This is a genomic window from Streptomyces sp. HUAS 15-9 (assembly GCF_025642155.1).
In the GTDB taxonomy this organism is placed as follows: Bacteria; Actinomycetota; Actinomycetes; order Streptomycetales; family Streptomycetaceae; genus Streptomyces.
The window spans coordinates 4384254-4402549 of sequence record NZ_CP106798.1 but is presented as its reverse complement, the minus strand read 5'-3'; the positions used below and the strand labels follow the sequence as shown (position 1 = coordinate 4402549).

The window sequence follows — 18296 nt, the reverse complement described above, 5'->3', positions numbered from 1 at the left end:
CGTGACGGAAGGCACCACCTCCGCCGCTGCCGAGGGTGCAGACACCCTGACCCGCCTGGAGCAGGAGGGCGAGATCGCGGCGGACTACCTCGAGGGTCTGCTGGACATCGCCGATCTCGACGGCGATATCGACATGGACGTCGAGGCCGACCGCGCCTCCGTGTCGATCATCAGCGACGCGGGCAGCCGCGACCTGCAGAAGCTGGTCGGCCGGGACGGCGAGGTGCTGGAGGCTCTGCAGGAGCTGACCCGACTGGCCGTGCACCGGGAGACCGGGGACCGCAGCCGGCTGATGCTGGACATCGCGGGCTACCGTGCCAAGAAGCGCGCCGAGCTCTCCGAGCTGGGTGCCAAGGCCGCCGCCGAGGTCAAGAGCTCCGGCGAGCCCGTGAAGCTCAAGCCGATGACCCCGTTCGAGCGCAAGGTCGTGCACGACGCGGTCAAGGCCGCGGGGCTGCGCAGCGAGTCGGAGGGCGAGGAGCCGCAGCGCTTCGTCGTCGTGCTGCCCGCCTGATCGGTCTCACCATTCCACCGGCCCCGTCTGTTGCGCAGACGGGGCCGAACTTTGTCAGCCTGATAGTTCTGGTGGCCGGCGCTCGGTGCGCCGGCGCTGTACGGAAGGACGGTCCCCGTGACGGAGGCAGCGGAGCTCCCCCCTGCGCCCGAACAGGCGCGGGAGGTGTTTGGTCATCGCTTCGCCGATGCGGTCCGCTACGCGGAACTGCTCGCCGAGGCGGGCGTGCAGCGTGGTCTGATCGGCCCGCGGGAAGTGCCCCGCCTGTGGGAGCGCCACCTGCTGAACTGTGCGGTGCTCTCGGAAGTCGTCCCCGAGGGGGTGACGGTGTGCGACGTCGGCTCGGGCGCGGGGCTTCCGGGCATTCCCCTGGCGCTTGTCCGGGAGGACCTGAAGATCACGCTTCTGGAGCCGCTGCTGCGGCGTACGACCTTCCTCACCGAGGTTGTCGAGCTCCTGGGTCTTGATCACGTCACCGTCGTGCGTGGCCGTGCCGAGGAGGTCATGGGCACGCTGCCACCGGTCCATGTGGTGACGGCACGGGCCGTGGCTCCGCTGGACCGGCTGGCCACCTGGGGCATCCCGCTGCTGCGGCCGTACGGCGAGATGCTTGCCCTGAAGGGTGACACCGCCGAGGAGGAGCTCAAGAGCGCGGCCACCGCGCTGAGCAAGCTCGGGGCGGTGGAGACGTCCGTGCTCCACGTGGGTGAAGGCGTCGTGGACCCGCTGTCCACGGTGGTGCGGGTCGAGGTCGGGGAGAGTCCCGGCGGGGTGCGGTTCGCGGCGAAGCGGGCGAAGGCCGCCCGTACGGGGCGGGCACGCCGACGGCGCTGATCCGTCCTGTGGACGAGACGTACTCCACACAAGCTGCCAGACCCATGCGTGCCGGAGTGTCGTGAGGGCCCGGCCGCGGCCGCTGTGCATCGTGTTTCACGTGAAACGTCGCTCACTGTTGCACGGCATCATCAGTCGCGGCCGCGCGGCGGCCGAACCCCGCGACCGCAGGCCTCTCGGTTCACTCGGAGAGGCATCGGAGTTGTCCACAGAGGTGGATTTCTCCACAGAACAACAGGCCTCACTGGTTCGCGACCCCGAAGACATGGGAGGCTCTGTTCATTGCGAGCCTGAAGTCGAGGAGAGTGAATCCTTGCGGTCCGACGCCAACATCGCGGGACCGATGACCGATCCGGTCCCCGGTCCCCGTACCGAGTCGATGGGGGCGGATGTTTCACGTGAAACACCGCCTCCTATGGACGACACTCCGATCGGTCGTGCTGCCCAGCTGGCGGTGGAGGCTTTGGGCCGCGCCGGCGAAGGACTGCCACGACCGGAGCAGACCCGGGTCGTGGTCGTTGCCAACCAGAAGGGCGGTGTGGGCAAGACGACGACGACCGTCAATCTTGCCGCTTCACTGGCCCTGCATGGCGGCCGCGTCCTGGTGATCGACCTCGACCCACAGGGCAATGCGTCCACTGCGCTGGGGATCGACCATCACGCCGATGTTCCTTCCATCTACGACGTGCTGGTCGAGAGCAAGCCTCTCGCGGATGTCGTGCAGCCGGTCCCCGATGTGGAGGGGCTCTTCTGCGCCCCCGCCACGATCGATCTCGCCGGTGCGGAGATCGAGCTGGTGTCCCTCGTGGCGCGGGAGAGCAGGCTGCAGCGTGCGATCCAGGCATACGAGCAGCCGCTGGACTACATCCTCATCGACTGCCCGCCGTCTCTCGGTCTGCTCACGGTCAATGCTCTGGTCGCGGGACAGGAGGTCCTGATCCCGATCCAGTGCGAGTACTACGCGCTGGAGGGCCTGGGGCAGCTGCTGCGCAACGTCGACCTGGTGCGGGGCCACCTCAACCCCGCCCTGCATGTATCGACGATCCTGCTCACCATGTACGACGGCCGGACGCGTCTCGCCTCCCAGGTCGCGGACGAGGTGCGCAGCCACTTTGGTGATGAGGTGCTGCGCACTAGCATTCCCCGGTCGGTCCGTATCTCCGAGGCGCCCAGCTATGGGCAGACGGTGCTGACATACGATCCAGGATCGAGCGGTGCCCTCTCCTATCTGGAGGCCGCCCGAGAAATCGCGCTGAAGGGTGTCGGTGTCAGCTATGACCCGACGCAGGCCCACATCGGCGCCCAGAACAACCCGAGCATGGTGGAGGGGATCCAGTGAGCGAGCGACGGAGGGGTCTGGGCCGTGGACTCGGCGCACTGATTCCCGCTGCCCCGACGGAGAGGACACCGGCCCAGACCGCGTTGGGTGGTGCGGCTCCCGCGTCCCCCGCAGCGGTTCCGGTGCTGTCGAGCGACCGTGGGGTGGCCGCGGCGAAGGTGGCCACGCTGCCGCCCGTTTCACATGAAACCGAGGAGCCGGCGATGAACGGCTTCGCGGAGACGCCCGCGCCTCCGGTGGGCGCCCACTTCGCCGAGATCCCCCTCGAGTCCATCACACCGAACCCGCGCCAGCCGCGTGAGGTCTTCGACGAAGAGGCGCTGAAGGAACTGGTCACCTCCATCAAGGAGGTCGGTCTCCTCCAGCCCGTCGTCGTACGGCAGCTCGGCCCCGCCCGCTATGAACTCATCATGGGTGAGCGGCGCTGGCGTGCCTGCCGTGAGGCCGGCCTCGAGGCGATCCCGGCGATCGTGCGGGCCACGGAGGACGAGAAGCTCCTCCTGGACGCGCTGCTGGAGAACCTGCACCGAGCCCAGCTGAACCCGCTGGAAGAAGCCGCTGCCTACGACCAGTTGCTGAAGGACTTCAACTGCACGCACGACCAGCTGGCGGACCGCATCGGGCGCTCCCGTCCGCAGGTCTCCAACACCCTGCGTCTGCTGAAGCTTTCCCCCGCGGTCCAGCGCCGGGTCGCCGCCGGAGTCCTCTCCGCCGGACATGCCCGCGCACTGCTGTCCGTCGAGGATTCGGAGGAGCAGGACCGCCTGGCCCACCGGATCGTGGCCGAGGGGCTCTCGGTGCGGGCCGTGGAGGAGATCGTGACCCTCATGGGATCGCGGCCCCAGACGACACAGCGGGCCAAGGGACCGCGTGCCGGTGCCCGGGTCTCCCCGGCACTGAGCGATCTCGCGACGCGTCTGTCGGACCGTTTCGAGACGCGGGTGAAGGTCGACCTGGGCCAGAAGAAGGGTAAGATCACCGTCGAGTTCGCCTCGATGGATGACCTTGAGCGGATCCTCGGCACGCTCGCCCCGGGCGAGGGGCCGGTCCTGCAGCGGGGCGTCCAGGACGATCTGTCCGAGGAGGCGGAGGACTGATCCCCGGGCGGCCCTCCTTGGCCGGGGGCCGCTTGTTCAGGCAGCTGAGCGGATGGTGTCCGGTGCGTACCGGAACACGATCCGCTCTTTGCTTTCAGGCGCTATCGATGCAATCGCATCGTGGATACGATGCGATCGGGTTTGGCGCGTCCACCTGGCAGCACCTCTGAGTGGGAGGCGGGGGCCATGCGAATGATGAGCCGTACCGGACTGGTGAGCGCGGGCCTGGGCTTGGGCGCGGTCGGCGGTTTCGTCGGCAGTCTGCTCAGGGAACGCAGCGCTCTGACAGCCGCTTGCGATGCCGCGGGCGAAGAAAGCGAGGAACAGCCTTCATGGGGCGTCGGCTCGTACCACTCACGCTGGACAACCTTCAGGACCTTCCCCAGCGCTGTCGGGCGTGTGTCTTCTGGGAGTTGGACCCCGTCAGCGGTGAGGCCGCGGTAAGGGCGGGCACCCCCGCCATGGAGAAGGAGGCCTGGATCTCCGCCGTCCTGCTGGACTGGGGGTCCTGCGGCCGCGTGGTCTACGTCGACGACGCACCGGTCGGCTTTGTGCTCTACGCTCCGCCCGCCTACGTTCCCCGCTCCACGGCGTTCCCCACGAGCCCTGTCTCCCCGGACGCCGTGCAGTTGATCACCGGCTTCATCCTGCCCGGCTATCAGGGGCAGGGGCTCGGCAGAGTGATGGTCCAGACGGTCGCCAAGGATCTGCTGCGACGCGGCTTCAAGGCGATCGAGGCCTTCGGTGACGCGCGCTGGAAGGAGCCGGCCTGTGTCCTGCCCGCCGACCACCTTCTGGCCGTGGGTTTCAAGACGGTCCGGCAGCACCCCATCCATCCGCGGCTGCGGCTGGAACTGCGGTCCACGCTCTCCTGGAAGGAAGACGTGGAGCTCGCCATCGACCGGCTGCTGGGGGCCGTACAGAAGGAACCCGTGCTGCGGCCGCTCTGAGACCCGCTGGAAACGCCGAATGGGCCGGCCCTTCCGGGCTGGCCCATTCGTGTTTCACGTGAAACATCCGCCGTCGCCTCGACGGCCCTGCCGACTACTCGGCGATGAAGTCCTCAAGGTCGCGGACGATCGCGGCCTTCGGCTTCGCACCGACGATCGTCCTGGCGACCTCGCCGTTCTGGTAGACGTTCAGGGTCGGGATGGACATGACGCCGTACTTGGCGGCCGTAGCCGGGTTCTCGTCGATGTTGAGCTTGACGACTTCGATCTTGTCGCCGTGCTCGGCGGCGATCGCCTCGAGGGACGGCGCGATCTGGCGGCACGGTCCGCACCAGGCGGCCCAGAAGTCCACCAGGACGGGCTTGTCGCTCTTGAGGACGTCCTGCTCGAAGGAGTCGTCGGTCACATTCTTCAGGGTGCCGGCCACGGCGGGCTCCTTAACTTGATCGTGCGGTGGGGCGGGAAGGGGAATCAGGCGGAGGTCTTCTCGGGCTCGGCCTTCTCACCGTCCGCGAGGGCGGCGAGGAAACGCTCGGCGTCGAGAGCGGCGGAGCAGCCGGTGCCGGCCGCGGTGATCGCCTGACGGTAGGTGTGGTCGACCACGTCACCCGCGGCGAAGACGCCCGTCAGGTTCGTCCGGGTGGAGGGCGAGTCGACCTTAAGGTAGCCCTCCTCGTCGAGGTCCAGCTGGCCCTTGAACAGCTCGGTGCGCGGGTCGTGGCCGATCGCGATGAACAGACCCGTCACCGCCAGGTCCGAGAGCTCGCCGGTCTTGACGTTGCGGAGCTTGAGGCCGGAGAGCTTCTGGTCGCCCTGGATCTCGGCGACCTCGCTGTGCCAGGCAAACTTGATCTTCGGGTCGGCGAAGGCACGCTCCTGCATCGCCTTGGAGGCGCGCAGGCTGTCCCGGCGGTGCACGATCGTCACGGACTTGGCGAAGCGCGACAGGAAGGTGGCCTCCTCCATCGCGGTGTCACCGCCGCCGATCACTGCGATGTCCTGGTCCTTGAAGAAGAACCCGTCACAGGTGGCGCACCATGAGACACCACGGCCGGAGAGGGCGTCCTCGTTGGGCAGGCCGAGCTTGCGGTGCTGGGAGCCGGTGGTGACGATGACGGCCTTGGCCTGGTGGACGGTGCCCGCGGTGTCCGTGACGGTCTTGATCTCACCGCTCAGGTCGACGGAGACGATGTCGTCCGGGATGAGCTCGGCGCCGAAGCGCTCGGCCTGGGCGCGCATGTTGTCCATGAGATCGGGGCCCATGATCCCGTCGCGGAAGCCGGGGAAGTTCTCCACCTCGGTCGTGTTCATCAGCGCACCGCCCGCGGTGACGGCACCCTCGAACACCAGGGGCTTCAGCGACGCCCGCGCGGTGTACAGCGCCGCCGTGTACCCGGCGGGCCCGGAGCCGATGATGATCACGTTACGGACGTCGCTCACGGCTTGATTCCTCGTCTCTGGTCTGTCTCAGTCGACCGGTGGGAGCCATTTCGGGACCCTCACCCCACCCAACGGATCCTAAGGGTCCCGCATTCCCGGTGTGTCCGGGCACACGGGATGCCACATGGGTAGGGATTCACCACGCTGGGCCGAGACGAAGAACGGTCGCTCAGGGACGCGCGAAGGACTGCGTCAGAAGGACCTTGCCGGGGGTGGCCGCCTCCTTGCTCATCTTCATACAGGTTGCGTCGACGACGTATGCCGTCACCCGTGTGTTGTCGCCCGCGTCGGGCAGGATGACGAGATAGGCATCCGTTCCCTCGTATGTCCCCTTCTGGGCGCCCAGGACGGCGCCGGTGTTGTTGATGCCCTGCCGCACACAGCCGGGGACCGGGATCTGCGGCTGGATGAGGGTCTTGGCGGTCGACCCGGGTGTCTCGGTCTCCGACTGGATCCCCAGCCGGGGCTTCTGGCTCCCGGAGCCGTGCGGCAGGCCCTTCTTCGTGGTGAGCAGATCCGTCACCTGGCCCTTGAGGCTTCCGCTGGAGAAGGCGTCGTGCGCCGCGGTGGTCGGCTGGTCGTTGCCCAGCGACTCCAGGAAGAGAGAACCGGCCCCCAGCAGGGCAGCGGTGAAGACGGCTCCCAGGACGACCGTCCGGCGACGCCGGCCGCGTCCGCGGTCCTTGCGGCCCGGGCCGGTCGCCGCATGGGGGCGTCCGGCGGGCCGGTCCACCGGTGCCGATGTTTCACGTGAAACAGGCGCCTCGGCGTCCTCGTCCGACAGCTCGGGGGAGGCGGAGACCAGGACCGGCGTGTCCGCGGACCCGGCGGCGGTGGCCTGCAGCAGGGCTTCCGCGGCGAGGGCGGCATCGATACGCCCGGCGACGTCGTCGGGCATCCGCACCGGGCCCGGCAGCGTGCCCAGGAGGCCCCGGATCTCCTCCAGCGAGGTGAAGACGTCCGTGCACAGTTCGCACTCGTCCAGATGGCGCCGTACGTCCGCGGTCCGTGTGGGCGGGAGCAGACCTTCGGTGAGGTCGGAGATCTCGGCGACGTCCGGGTGCCCGGTTGTGTCCGTCGTGGAAGTCACGCTCGCCCACCTCCGCCCTTCACTGCGGCTGAATCGCTCGGTCCGGTGTGTGGACCTCTGTTCTGAGGTCCCGCTGCCGGTGGGACGGAAGTCCCCGGCGCCCGGTTCCGTCCCGAGCCCGGCTCTGTCCCGTCGGCGGCGTTTTCCGGCCTGAGATGGGAGAGCAGTGGCAGCAGCCTTGCTCTACCCCGAGCGCAGCGGCTTTTCACCGTTCCGGTCGGCACATCGAGGATGCGGGCCGCCTCCGCCACGGGGTAGCCCTGCATGTCCACCAGGACGAGGGCCGCACGCTGCTCGTGGGGAAGTGTGCCGAGGGCTTCGAGGAGCTGGCGGTGCAGGTCGTTCCGCTCGGCCGGCGCCGAGGCCGACTCGTGCGGCTCGAGGAGCTGTTCCAGGCGCTCGGTGTCGTCGACGGGAGCGGTCTTCCGGGAGGCCGCCTTGCGGGCACGGTCCAGGCAGGCGTTCACGGTGATGCGATGCAGCCAGGTCGTGACGGCCGACTGCCCCCGGAAGGTGTGCGCGGCCCGGTAGGCGGACACCAGGGCGTCCTGGACCGCGTCAGCGGCCTCCTCACGGTCCCCCAGCGTCCGCAGCGCGACCGCCCAGAGCCGGTCCCGGTGCCGCCGCACGATCTCACCGAAGGCATCGGGGTCGCCTTCCACATGGCGGGCGAGCAGGTCCTGGTCGCTCACTCCGTCGTATCCGGCGCCTTCCGCCATCTACCCCTCCCGAGTGGAGACCTCAGCTGGTCACCTTGATGTCCGCCACTCTGCCCCGCCAGTGGCCCTCATTGTCCGCGGGCAGCTTGGTCAACCACACCAGAAGGTACCGAGTCTTGAGGGACTTGCCGGGCTGGAGCACGACCGTCGTACCCGAGCCGTCGGCCGTCTTGGTGTAGGCGTCGAAAGACGTCGGCTCCGAACCCGCGTCCGCACCAGCGGCACGGAGTTCGACCGAAGTCTGCCCGACGAAGGTGACCGTCACCTTTCCGACCTGCTGGACCTTGCCGAGGTCGAGGATGACACCGACGCCTGGCTTCAGGTTGCCGAACTTCGGACTCAGATAGAAGTCCGTCTGCCAGTAAGAGGTCGTGCTGCTGTCGTAGACCTTCCCTATGTCGGCCGGCTTCTCGGTCTGGTCGCTGAACGGGTCGAAGTCGCGAGCGCCCTTGATGGGGATGGGAGTGCCGGACGTCGGCTTCTTCGGGCCCTTGTCGCCGTCGTCCGTCGACTGTGAGCTCGGCGTGTCCTCGGACTTGCCGCTCTGGTCCATCAGGGCGTCCGCGAGCTGCCAGCTGCCCAGGCCCAGGGCCGCGATGAGGAGGGCGGACACCGCCCACTTCAGGGCCTTGCCGGTGCGGCTCTGCAGTGGGGGCGGCGGCGTCGTGAGCGGCTGGGTGACGCCGGGATGCGCGGCCGGACGGCCGTACGTGCCCTGCTGGTACGTCGTGCGCTGGTACTCGGGTGGTGCGGTGAACGCGGGCTCCGGCGGGCGGATGCGGGGCATCTCGCCGATTGCCTTCACCAGCTCCTCGGGCGTGGTGCACGCGGACTCGTGCCGGGAGGCGGTGGCACCGTCGTTGACGAGCGCGCGCATGGAGAGCTCGGACAGGCCCCGGTGGACGCCCGCGCGCACCTGGTCGGGCGCGATGAGGCCGATGTCCTTGGGCAGCCCGGACAGGCCGTACGCGTCGTTCTCGTAGGGCCACCGCTGGGTCAGCGCCGCGTACAGCAGGGCGCCGATCGACTCGGTGTCGGTGCGCTGCGGGGTGTCGGAGCTGATGCCGCGCAGCGCGGCGTTCACGGCGAGCCCCCGGATGCGCCACTGGCCGGTGGAGGCGCGCAGTACGGCGTTCGGGTTGAGGCGCAGATGGGCGAGGCCCTCGCGGTGAGCGGCCGCCATGGCGGAGGACACCTGGCTGACCATCTGGTAGGCGTCGTGCGGCTCCAACGGCCCGGCGGAGAGCAGGGTGCCCAGCTCCGTGGCATCGGGCAGCCACTCGTGCACGACATAGACGAGGTCGTTCTCCTCGACCGCGTCCAGGACTTGGACGAAGCGGGGATCGCCGAGCAGTGCGGCTGAACGGGCCGCGGCCAGCACCGAGCGGGCTCGTGCGTGGTCCGCGGGCAGGATATGGACGCCGACGGCGCGGCGGAGTTTCTCGTCGACCGCTCTCCAGCTGCTGAATCCGTCCAGACGGGTGACGCACTCCTCCAGGCGGTAACGCCTGGCGAGTTTGTGACCGCTGTGCAGTTCGGAAGGTGCTGCCTTCCCGGGACCACCATCGGTCCCGCCGCTCCCCTGTGCCTCGTTGCTGTCCGTGTCCAGCTCCGGGTTCTGGGCCACCCCGTCGGCCGTGGACTGGTCCGCCTTGGCGGTCAGCGGCTCGTCACCGCTGTTGTCTGCCACGTCGACGGCAGCCGTGCTCCGTTCCGCCACCGTCGTCCCTGCCTCCCCATCCGTTGCACGCTGTCCGACGCCGAAACCAATTGTGCCCACAGTCCGCCGCTATGCACGACACGCGGCGGCGGACGATGGTTGTGCGCGTACCCCCTCTTCAGCGCCCCAGACGCCCGCGCACCATGCCGACGAGGGAGTTGAGCTCCTCGATGCGCATACGCCGGGCAGCGACGAAGAAGATCCCGAGCAGTACGGCACCGCCCGCCAGGAGTGCGGCGAACGAGCCGACGACGCCCTGGCCGAGGGTGTGTCCGATCCCGTAGCAGGCCGCGCCGCTGAGCAGCGCCGCCGGCACCGAGGCGATGCACAGACGCGCGTACGTCCGCAGTACGCGAGAGCCGTCCAGATCGCCGCCCAACCGCTTCCGCAGCCGCTTCCAGGCAACCCCTACGCCGATCGCGTAGGCGAGGCCGTAGGAGGCGGCCATGCCGATGACCGCCCAGCGGGCCGGGAGGAGGAAGTAACAGAGCACCGAGGCTCCCGCGTTGACCGCGGCCACGATCACCGTGTTGTAGAACGGTGTGCGGGTGTCCTCGTAGGCGTAGAAGGCGCGCAGGACGACGTACTGCACGGAGTACGGGACCAGGCCGAGGCCGAAGGCCATCAGCATGTACCCCATGTTGGTGGCCTCGCTGGTGCCCGAGGAGCCGAAGATCAGCGTGCACATCGGGATGCCGAGGGCCAGGAAGCCGAACGCGATGGGCACGATCGCCACGGCGGTCGTCCGCAGACCCTGCGAGATGTCGTCGCGGACCGCGCCCGCGTCGTCCTCGGAGGCCGAGCGCGAGATGCGCGGCAGCAGGGCCGCCATCAGCGAGACCGTGATGATGGCCTGCGGCAGGCCCCAGATCAGCTGGGCGTTGGCGTAGGCGGCGAAGCCGGTGCCGTCGACGGGCGAGGCCTTGCCGGCCGCGGTGGACAGCTGGGAGACGACGAGCGCGCCCGCCTGGTTGGCGAGGACGAACAGGATGGTCCACTTGGCGAGCGTGGCCGCCTTGCCGAGGCCGTGCCCGCGCCAGTCGAAGCGCAGCCGCAGCCGGAAGCCGGTCTCCCGCAGGTACGGGATCATCGCCAGGGCCTGGACGACGAGGCCGAGCAGTACGCCGATGCCGAGCAGCCGCTGCCCCTCCGGCGGGATGCTCGTGACCGTCATTCCGGAGTTGGCGGCGCTGCCGTACACCCAGATGAACATGCCGAGCGTGACGATGATGACGATGTTGTTGAGGACCGGGGTCCACATCATCGCGCCGAACTTCCCACGGGCGTTGAGGATCTGACCCATCACCACGTGGATGCCCATGAAGAAGATCGAGGGCAGGAAGTAGCGGACGAAGGTGACGCCGACCTCATTGGCCGCCGGGTCGCTGGCGACCGAGTCGGACAGCAGCCGGATCAGGACCGGGGCGGCCACGATCGCGAGGCCCGTGAGGGCGCCCAGCGCCACCATCACCAGCGTGAGCAGCCGGTTGGCGTACGCCTCGCCGCCGTCCTCGTCCTCCTTCATGGCGCGGACGAGCTGCGGCACGAAGACCGAGTTGAGGCCGCCGCCGACGGTCAGGATGTAGATCATCGTCGGCAGCTGGTAGGCGACCTGGAATGTGTCGCCGAGCAGGCCGACGCCCAGTGCGGAGACGATGAGCGCGGAGCGGACGAAGCCGGTGAGCCGGGAGACCATCGTGCCCGCCGCCATTACGGCGCTGGACTTCAGCAGGCCCGAGGCCCGCCCGCCCTTCTTCGCGGCAGGCGCGGCGGAAGCGGAGTCGGCGCCGGGAGCGGCGGCCCCGGCGGATGCCGGAGCGGGTGCCCCGGCGGCATGAGGCGCGGCGGGGTGGGCGGCCGCGGCGTGCGGGGCGGCGGGGTACTGGGGGGCGGCGGCAGGATGCTGCGGGGTCGCCGCGTACGGCCCCACAGGGCCCGGGCCGACGCCCGGTGCGGCCGGGCCCGGAACGGCCGGGGACCCCATGGCGGGGTGCCCGCCGCCCTGCTGCTGGTCCCGGAAGAGATGTGCGAAGGCGTCCGGCTCGTGGTGCTCCTCGCCGGAGTGCGTGACGAGGTCGTCCACGCCCACGAACTGAGTCGTGCGGGGGTTGTCGCCGTACGGCATGTACTGCGCCGGGCGCTCCGGCTCCGGCGCGGGGGTCTGGGCCCACACGTGGGGGTCGGGGGCGTACGGGGACTGGGCCGGCTGGGAGTACAGCGGCTGCTGCGCCTCGTACGTGCCCGGGGGCGGCGGAGGGTGCGAGGCACGGTCGTAGAGCGCCTCGGCGACCGGGTCCTGGGCGGAGAGGTCCTGTGCCCGGTAGGGGTCCTGGTCGTAGGCGTCCTGGAGGTACATGTCCGCTGCGGGCTGCGGCGGCACCTGGCCGGGCTCGGGCGGCGGCTCGGGGTAGCCCGAGCCGGCCGCGGCCTGGCCACGGTCACCCTCGTACGGCGCGTTCATGGTTACCCCACCTCATCGTCCCCGGGCCCACCGGCCACGACATCGCTCAACGGTCCACTCTCTCACCCGTCCCGGACGGGTCGGCGCTTTCCGGTGCGGTGTCCGGTGTCGGGTCACTCGGCTGCTCCGGGTCGTCTGCCCCGCAGCGGGCGTCGGACTCCTCCTGAAGACGGTCTTCAGGGCCTTCGGGGTTCTCGGGACCGTCGGCGTCCTTGCCCGCGTCCTCGGGGCCGTCCTCTTCGGCCTCCTTGGCGGCCGCGCGCTTGCGCTGGGTGTACATCCGGAAGCCGGCGAGGACAAGCAGCAGGACACCGCCGCCGATGACCAGCATCACGGTGGGCGTGACCTCGGTGACCTTCACATCGAAGCTGACCGCGTTGCCGTACTCCTGGCCGTCCTCGGTGTACAGCTGGGCGATCACGGTCCCCTGGCCGTTGGCGTTGGCGGACGTGGTGAACTTCACGGACTGGCTGTGCCCTCCGGACACCGCGACGCGCTGCTCCTGGTACGCCTCGCCGCCGATCTTGAGGCGGGTGGGATTGGTCGAGGTCAGCCGCAGGACCAGGTGCTCGACGCCCTGCACCAGGTTGTTCTGCACGGTCACCGGGATGGTGGCGCTGCGGCCGGAGAGCTTGGTCGGGGACTTGTCGATCAGCTTGACCTGGTCGGTGAGCTCGTCGAGCCATGCCTCCACGCCGGCCCGGAAGTGGTCCGCCCCGACGGTACGGCCTCGCCATGACGTGGACATCCCACGGTCTATGGCCCGCCCGAAGGGGGTCGCCACCCGGGACGGGTCGGTGAGGATCACCTGGAAGTTGTCGAGCTTGTCCTGTGTGCGCGCGATCTGTTCGAACACCGACCGGGGCAGTTCCTGCCTGCGCAGCGAGGAGGGGTACGCGGACGTCGACGGGATCCTTGTGGTGGCGCTCGGGTCGGGTTTGGCCTTGGCGGCGGCGGTGAGGTCCTGGGTCTGGACCCAGTTGGCCTCCTGGAGGGCCCCGATCGCCTGGGCCATCGCCTGGGCCTGGCTCGAGGACGGCATGCGCTGCGGGGCGACGACGACGCTGCGCTGTCTGTCCGTCTGGACGTGCAGGGCCAGGCTCTGGGCCAGGTACTCCTGGACGGCGAGCGTGGCCGAGTCCGCCTTCGTCAGATCGCCCTCGAACGCCCTGGACAGCCGTGAGTCCGCGACCACCGCCGTGGTGCCGCCGCCGATCGGACGGGCCGCGGACGGCGCGTAGGTGAGGCCGCCGGTCTCCTGGAGGCTGTCGCTGCGGGCGATCACCTTGTCGGCGCCCGCGGAGGTGGCGACCTTGATGATCGACGGGTCGACGGCGCCGTTCACGGGCCAGGCGAAGTCAGTGGTCGGCTTCACATGGAGGATCGGCTCCACCGTGTTCATGATGACGTCCGTGGCGTCCTTGAGGTGGCTCAGCGAGCCGGTGACGCTCGTGCCGTTGTGGGCGAGGGAGGCCAGGTCCGGGTCCGCGAAGGGCAGCGCGACGACCTCCTTGTCCACCACGGCCTTCTGCAGGTCGGCGAGCCACTGCTTGGCGACTGCCTGGTGCGTGCCGGCCGTGGTGGTGCCGTCGTCGCCCTGGATGCGGTAGCTGCGCGTCATCGCGTCCACGGAGGCGAGCAGGTCGGGGTCGATCACCCAGGTGACGTCGAGGTCCTTGCCGAGGGCCAGCATCTGGGCCAGGCGGCCGCCCGGCGCGATGTCCGTGGCCAGGTCGTCGTTGAGGAAGACCGGCGTCTGCTGTTCGCCGGCGCCTGTCCTCGCCGTCATGTGGACGGTGGAGATCAGCGGCCACAGGAACGTCGTCTTCGTCTTGGTGTCGGCCTCGTCCGGCTGCCACGGCAGGAACGTCCGCTGGATGCCGAGCACCTGCTCCCAGGGCTGCGCCGAGGTCTGGCCGGAGAGCGAGACGCCGAGCTCGTAGACACCGTCCCTGCCGAGGTCGAGCTTGTCGACCGGTACGGCGATGCTGAAGTGCTGGGCGACGTGCGGGGGGAGCTTGGCGAACTTCGCGACGTACTTGCCGCCGACCTCGGAGCCGACGGAGGTCTGGAGGCTGTCGGACCGGTCGGCGGCGCTGTCGATGGCCGAGCGGATGGTCAGCTCAGGCCCCACGCGCAGGCCCACGTGGGCGCCGGTGACCGACTGCTTGCCGTTGTTCGTCACCGTGCCGGACACGGTCAGCGTGTCCCCGTCCGTCGGGACGCTGGGGCTGAGCGAGTCCAGTGAGACGGACACCACGTCCGAGGAGGCGGCCCGGGCGGGTGTCGCGGCGGGCAGCTGGAGCAGACCGGCCAGCAGAGGCGCCCCGGCGAGCAGTGCCCCGGTGCGCCTCAGCCACCGGCGGGCAGGTGAGGGACTCATCCCCTGGAAGTCTGCCGCCTCGGCCACGCGCTCGTCCGTCCCTCGTCGTCGTCAGTGGTCGTCGGAATGTGCGTCCCCGCATGGTAACGAGGTGCGCTGAGGGGAAGTGCCGCGGTCCGCTCCACAAGATCGAGGACCTGGGTGACAAATCCCGTATGCCCTTTATTAAGCGGAGAGTGGATGTACGTAATAGGAGCGGAGCCTGTGACCCTTATCGCGGTAGATGTTCGCGGGCGTTTAATGGGGGCGCTCCCGGCCGTCCGGGCCACGTACCCTCTTTTGTTGTGCCGAACGCCAACGAAGACAGTCCCAATGCCCTGAACCAGGTGCAGCAGCGCGCGGTGAGCGAGCTGCTGCGGGTGGCCCCCGTCGCCGACGACCTGGCCCGCCGTTTCCATGAGGCCGGGTTCTCGCTCGCCCTGGTCGGCGGCTCGGTCCGCGATGCGCTGCTCGGCCGGCTCGGCAACGACCTGGACTTCACCACCGATGCCCGTCCCGAGGACGTACTGAAGATCGTGCGGCCGTGGGCGGACGCCGTATGGGAGGTCGGGATCGCCTTCGGCACGGTGGGGGCGCAGAAGGATGCCCGCGTCGGAGACGCTGATCGGTGCTTTCAGATCGAGGTGACCACCTACCGGTCGGAGGCGTACGACCGGACCTCGCGCAAGCCCGAGGTGTCGTACGGCGACTCCATCGAGGAGGACCTCGTCCGGCGTGACTTCACGGTGAACGCGATGGCCGTGGCGTTGCCGGAGAAGGAGTTCATCGACCCGCACGGCGGGCTCGAGGACCTCGCGTCACGGGTGCTGCGCACCCCGGGCACGCCCGAGGACTCCTTCTCGGACGATCCGCTGCGGATGATGCGCGCCGCGCGCTTCGCCGCCCAGCTGGACTTCGAGGTCGCCCCCGAGGTCGTCACGGCGATGAAGGACATGTCCGGCCGCCTCGAGATCGTGTCGGCGGAGCGGGTCCGGGACGAGCTGAACAAGCTGATCCTGTCCGCGTACCCGCGCAAGGGCCTCAGGCTTCTGGTCGACACCGGTCTGGCCGACCACGTCCTGCCGGAGCTGCCCGCGCTGCGCCTGGAGCGTGACGAGCACCATCGGCACAAGGACGTCTACGAGCACACGCTGATCGTCCTGGAGCAGGCGATGGCCCTGGAGGAGGCCGGTCCTGACCTGACCCTCCGCCTGGCCGCCCTGCTGCACGACATCGGCAAGCCGCGCACGCGCCGTTTCGAGAAGGACGGCCGAGTCTCGTTCCATCACCACGAGGTGGTCGGAGCGAAGATGACCAAGAAGCGCATGACGGCCCTCAAGTACTCCAATGAGCTGGTGAAGGACGTCTCGCGTCTGGTCGAACTCCACCTGCGCTTCCATGGCTATGGCACCGGTGAGTGGACGGACTCCGCGGTCCGCCGCTACGTCCGCGACGCGGGACCGCTTCTCGACCGGCTCCACAAACTGACCCGCTCCGACTGCACCACCCGCAACAAGCGCAAGGCCGCCGCACTGTCCCGGGCGTACGACGGCCTGGAGGAGCGCATTGCCCAGCTCCAGGAGCAGGAGCAGCTCGACTCGATCCGCCCGGACCTCGACGGCAACCAGATCATGGAAATCCTGGGCGTAGGACCGGGCCCGACGGTGGGCAAGGCCTACAAGCACATGCTGGAGCTCCGCCTGGAGCACGGTCCGATGGAGTACGACACGGCGGTGACGGCACTCAAGGAGTGGTGGGCCGAGCAGGGCTGAGATCGCCGAACGGGGTCATGTTTCACGTGAAACATGACCCCGGGCCGAGTGGACTGTGGGGGGATGTTTCACGTGAAACATCCCCCCACAGCACGCTTGACCGCTACTTGTTGTCTCCGAGGCAGAGAACGAACGAGTCGCTGCCTTCCTTCCACTCAAGGGCAGCGGTCGTTCCCTTGACGGACTGGCAGGCGATCGTGGACACGCTGGTGCTGCCGTCCTTCTTGAGGACCTTGTAGTCCGCCTTCGGGTCGCTGCAGTCCAGCTGCTTGACCTTCACATCGCTGTCGGTTCCGTTGTTCGTCAGGCAGTCCCCGACAGCCAGCTTCTTGGCGTCGTCGTTGTTGTGGTTGAGGTACCAGCCGCCGGCAACGACGATGAGGCCGACGATGATGCCGCCTATGCGCAGGTACTGCCTGACGCTGCGCTTCGGCTGCTGTGGGGGCACCGGAGCGTACGGCGCGCCCGCCTGCGGCGCTCCCGGCTGCGGCGGGTACGGGGCCTGGCCCTGTGCGAACGGGTTCTGGCCCTGGGGCGGCGGAGTAGTCACTTGGGGGTCCCCCTAGAACGTGGGTGCGCATGGCTGGAACATGGGTGCGCATGGCGCGAGGTAAGACCCACGTAAGTTAGCGGTTCCCACTGACAACCCTGTAACCCAGGGCCCCTCTGTTTCTTTGATGTGACACTTACCGGCGCTCAAAGCGGCCCATAGCCACAGCAACCGCTCCGTAGATGACGGCGACCGTGACCACCAGGACCGGGGAGCGGCCGTCCGGCGGGAGCATCAAGGCGGCTGCCCCGGCGGCGCCGACGAAGGCGACGTTGAACAGAACGTCGTAAACGGAGAAGATCCGGCCACGGAAGCCGTCCTCGACGCAGGACTGCACGATCGTGTCCGTGGCGATTTTCGCCCCCTGGGTGGTCAGTCCCAGGACGAAGGCCGCGATCAGCATGGGGACGGTGGCGAAGGGCAGTCCGAGGGCCGGTTCCAGGACCGCGGCCGTCGCGGCACACACGGCGATCCAGCGCCCGGGGCCTAGCCGTCCGGCCGCCCAGGGCGTCACCAGGGCCGCCGCGAAGAAGCCGGCACCGGACATCCCCAACGCGAGCCCCAGCAGGCGGAGTCCGCCCTGCGGGGTGGAGGAGAGGGCGTACCGGCACAGCATCAGCACCATGACCAGCAGCGCGCCGTAGCAGAAGCGCATCAGCGTCATCGTGAGCAGTGCCCAGACGGCCTCCCGGCGCTGCGGCGCGGCCAGATGCCGTACGGCCGCCAGCAGTTCCCGCGCGGTGCCCACAAGCGCCGCGCCCAGGTGCGGAAGTTCATGGTCGCGGTCGGGGCCGAGCAGTCCGGGAGCCATGGTCAGCGAGGCGAGGGACGCACACAGGTAGAGGGCGGCGCCCAGCAGGACCACCGCGGCGTCCGAGTCCGACACCACCAGCCGTACGAGGAAGGCGAGACCGCCGCCGGCGGTCGCGGCGAGCGTTCCGGCGGTCGGGGAGACGGAGTTGGCCATCACCAGGCGCTCGGTGTCGACCACCCGCGGCAGGGAGGCGGAGAGTCCGGCGAGAACGAAGCGGTTGACGGCCGTGACGCACAGCGCGGAGACGTAGAACAGCCAGTCCGGCACCTGGCTGACCATCAGGACGGCCGTGCCCGCCGCCAGCACGGCGCGCAACAGGTTGCCGTACACGAAGACCTGACGGCGCCGCCAGTGGTCCAGCAGGACGCCCGCGAAGGGGCCGACGAGCGAGTACGGGAGCAGCAGCACGGCCATCGCCGAGGCGATCGCGGTGGCCGAGGTCTGTTTCTCCGGGGAGAAGACGACGTACGTGGCGAGCGCGACCTGATAGACCCCGTCGGCGCACTGGGAGAGCAGGCGTACGGCGAGCAGGCGCCGGAAGTTCCGGAAGCGGAGCAGGACGCGCAGGTCGCGAACGACGGGCATGGGGCACAGCCTCACACATGCGGGAGGGTCCCCGGGGCTGGAAACCCGG

15 protein-coding genes are annotated in these 18296 nt (G+C 69.3%); 6 read left to right on the top strand and 9 right to left on the bottom strand.

Annotated features, from left to right (window positions below; translation table 11 throughout):
* Window position 1: 1 nt before the first annotated feature.
* From N8I87_RS20350 to N8I87_RS20330, 5 genes are all read left to right on the top strand, one after another.
* Window positions 2-514 (top strand): Jag family protein, encoded by a 513-nt coding sequence (locus N8I87_RS20350; protein WP_189311399.1) that lies wholly within the window; start codon window positions 2-4, stop codon window positions 512-514.
* A 117-nt stretch (window positions 515-631) separates the two neighbouring features.
* Window positions 632-1348, top strand: coding sequence for a 16S rRNA (guanine(527)-N(7))-methyltransferase RsmG (rsmG, locus tag N8I87_RS20345; RefSeq protein ID WP_263210602.1), 717 nt, complete (start codon window positions 632-634; stop codon window positions 1346-1348).
* 265 nt (window positions 1349-1613) lie between these two features.
* On the top strand, window positions 1614-2687 hold the full coding sequence (locus N8I87_RS20340) for a ParA family protein (protein WP_317633561.1): 1074 nt from the start codon (window positions 1614-1616) through the stop codon (window positions 2685-2687).
* A complete protein-coding gene (locus N8I87_RS20335) occupies window positions 2684-3784 on the top strand; it encodes a ParB/RepB/Spo0J family partition protein (RefSeq protein ID WP_263210601.1) in 1101 nt (366 codons plus the stop codon). Before N8I87_RS20340 ends, N8I87_RS20335 begins: the two co-directional genes overlap by 4 nt.
* A 332-nt stretch (window positions 3785-4116) precedes the next feature.
* Window positions 4117-4734, top strand: coding sequence for a GNAT family N-acetyltransferase (locus tag N8I87_RS20330; protein WP_263210600.1), 618 nt, complete (start codon window positions 4117-4119; stop codon window positions 4732-4734).
* 94 nt (window positions 4735-4828) lie between these two features.
* Here N8I87_RS20330 and trxA read toward each other — a convergent pair whose 3' ends face one another.
* The 7 genes from trxA to N8I87_RS20295 form a co-directional block, all read right to left on the bottom strand.
* Window positions 4829-5161: a thioredoxin gene (gene trxA, locus N8I87_RS20325; protein WP_263210598.1), complete on the bottom strand. Its 333-nt coding sequence runs from the start codon at window positions 5159-5161 to the stop codon at window positions 4829-4831.
* Window positions 5162-5205: 44 nt separating this feature from the next.
* Window positions 5206-6174: a thioredoxin-disulfide reductase gene (gene trxB, locus N8I87_RS20320; RefSeq protein WP_263210596.1), complete on the bottom strand. Its 969-nt coding sequence runs from the start codon at window positions 6172-6174 to the stop codon at window positions 5206-5208.
* A gap of 169 nt (window positions 6175-6343) precedes the next feature.
* The gene (locus tag N8I87_RS20315; RefSeq protein WP_263210595.1) at window positions 6344-7264 is read right to left on the bottom strand and encodes an anti-sigma factor family protein; all 921 of its coding nucleotides are present in this window, start codon (window positions 7262-7264) and stop codon (window positions 6344-6346) included.
* Window positions 7261-7983, bottom strand: a complete 723-nt coding sequence (gene sigM / locus N8I87_RS20310; protein ID WP_263210594.1) for an RNA polymerase sigma factor SigM — start codon at window positions 7981-7983, stop codon at window positions 7261-7263. Before sigM ends, N8I87_RS20315 begins: the two co-directional genes overlap by 4 nt.
* Before the next feature lie 22 nt (window positions 7984-8005).
* The gene (locus N8I87_RS20305) at window positions 8006-9703 is read right to left on the bottom strand and encodes a protein kinase family protein (protein ID WP_263210593.1); all 1698 of its coding nucleotides are present in this window, start codon (window positions 9701-9703) and stop codon (window positions 8006-8008) included.
* A 118-nt stretch (window positions 9704-9821) separates the two neighbouring features.
* Window positions 9822-12164 carry a murein biosynthesis integral membrane protein MurJ gene (gene murJ, locus N8I87_RS20300; RefSeq protein WP_263210592.1) on the bottom strand — a complete coding sequence of 781 codons (2343 nt, stop codon included), beginning with the start codon at window positions 12162-12164 and terminating at the stop codon, window positions 9822-9824.
* Window positions 12165-12210: 46 nt separating this feature from the next.
* The gene (locus N8I87_RS20295) at window positions 12211-14574 is read right to left on the bottom strand and encodes a DUF6049 family protein (RefSeq protein ID WP_263210591.1); all 2364 of its coding nucleotides are present in this window, start codon (window positions 14572-14574) and stop codon (window positions 12211-12213) included.
* Between the two features lie 257 nt (window positions 14575-14831).
* On the opposite strand from N8I87_RS20295, the gene N8I87_RS20290 reads away from it, so the two are divergent.
* Window positions 14832-16298: a CCA tRNA nucleotidyltransferase gene (locus N8I87_RS20290; protein WP_263210590.1), complete on the top strand. Its 1467-nt coding sequence runs from the start codon at window positions 14832-14834 to the stop codon at window positions 16296-16298.
* 103 nt (window positions 16299-16401) lie between these two features.
* Here the strand turns inward: N8I87_RS20290 and N8I87_RS20285 are convergent, their stop codons facing one another.
* Window positions 16402-16848 carry an LppU/SCO3897 family protein gene (locus N8I87_RS20285; RefSeq protein ID WP_263210589.1) on the bottom strand — a complete coding sequence of 149 codons (447 nt, stop codon included), beginning with the start codon at window positions 16846-16848 and terminating at the stop codon, window positions 16402-16404.
* 136 nt (window positions 16849-16984) lie between these two features.
* Window positions 16985-18247: an MFS transporter gene (locus N8I87_RS20280; RefSeq protein ID WP_263210588.1), complete on the bottom strand. Its 1263-nt coding sequence runs from the start codon at window positions 18245-18247 to the stop codon at window positions 16985-16987.
* Window positions 18248-18296 lie beyond the last annotated feature (49 nt).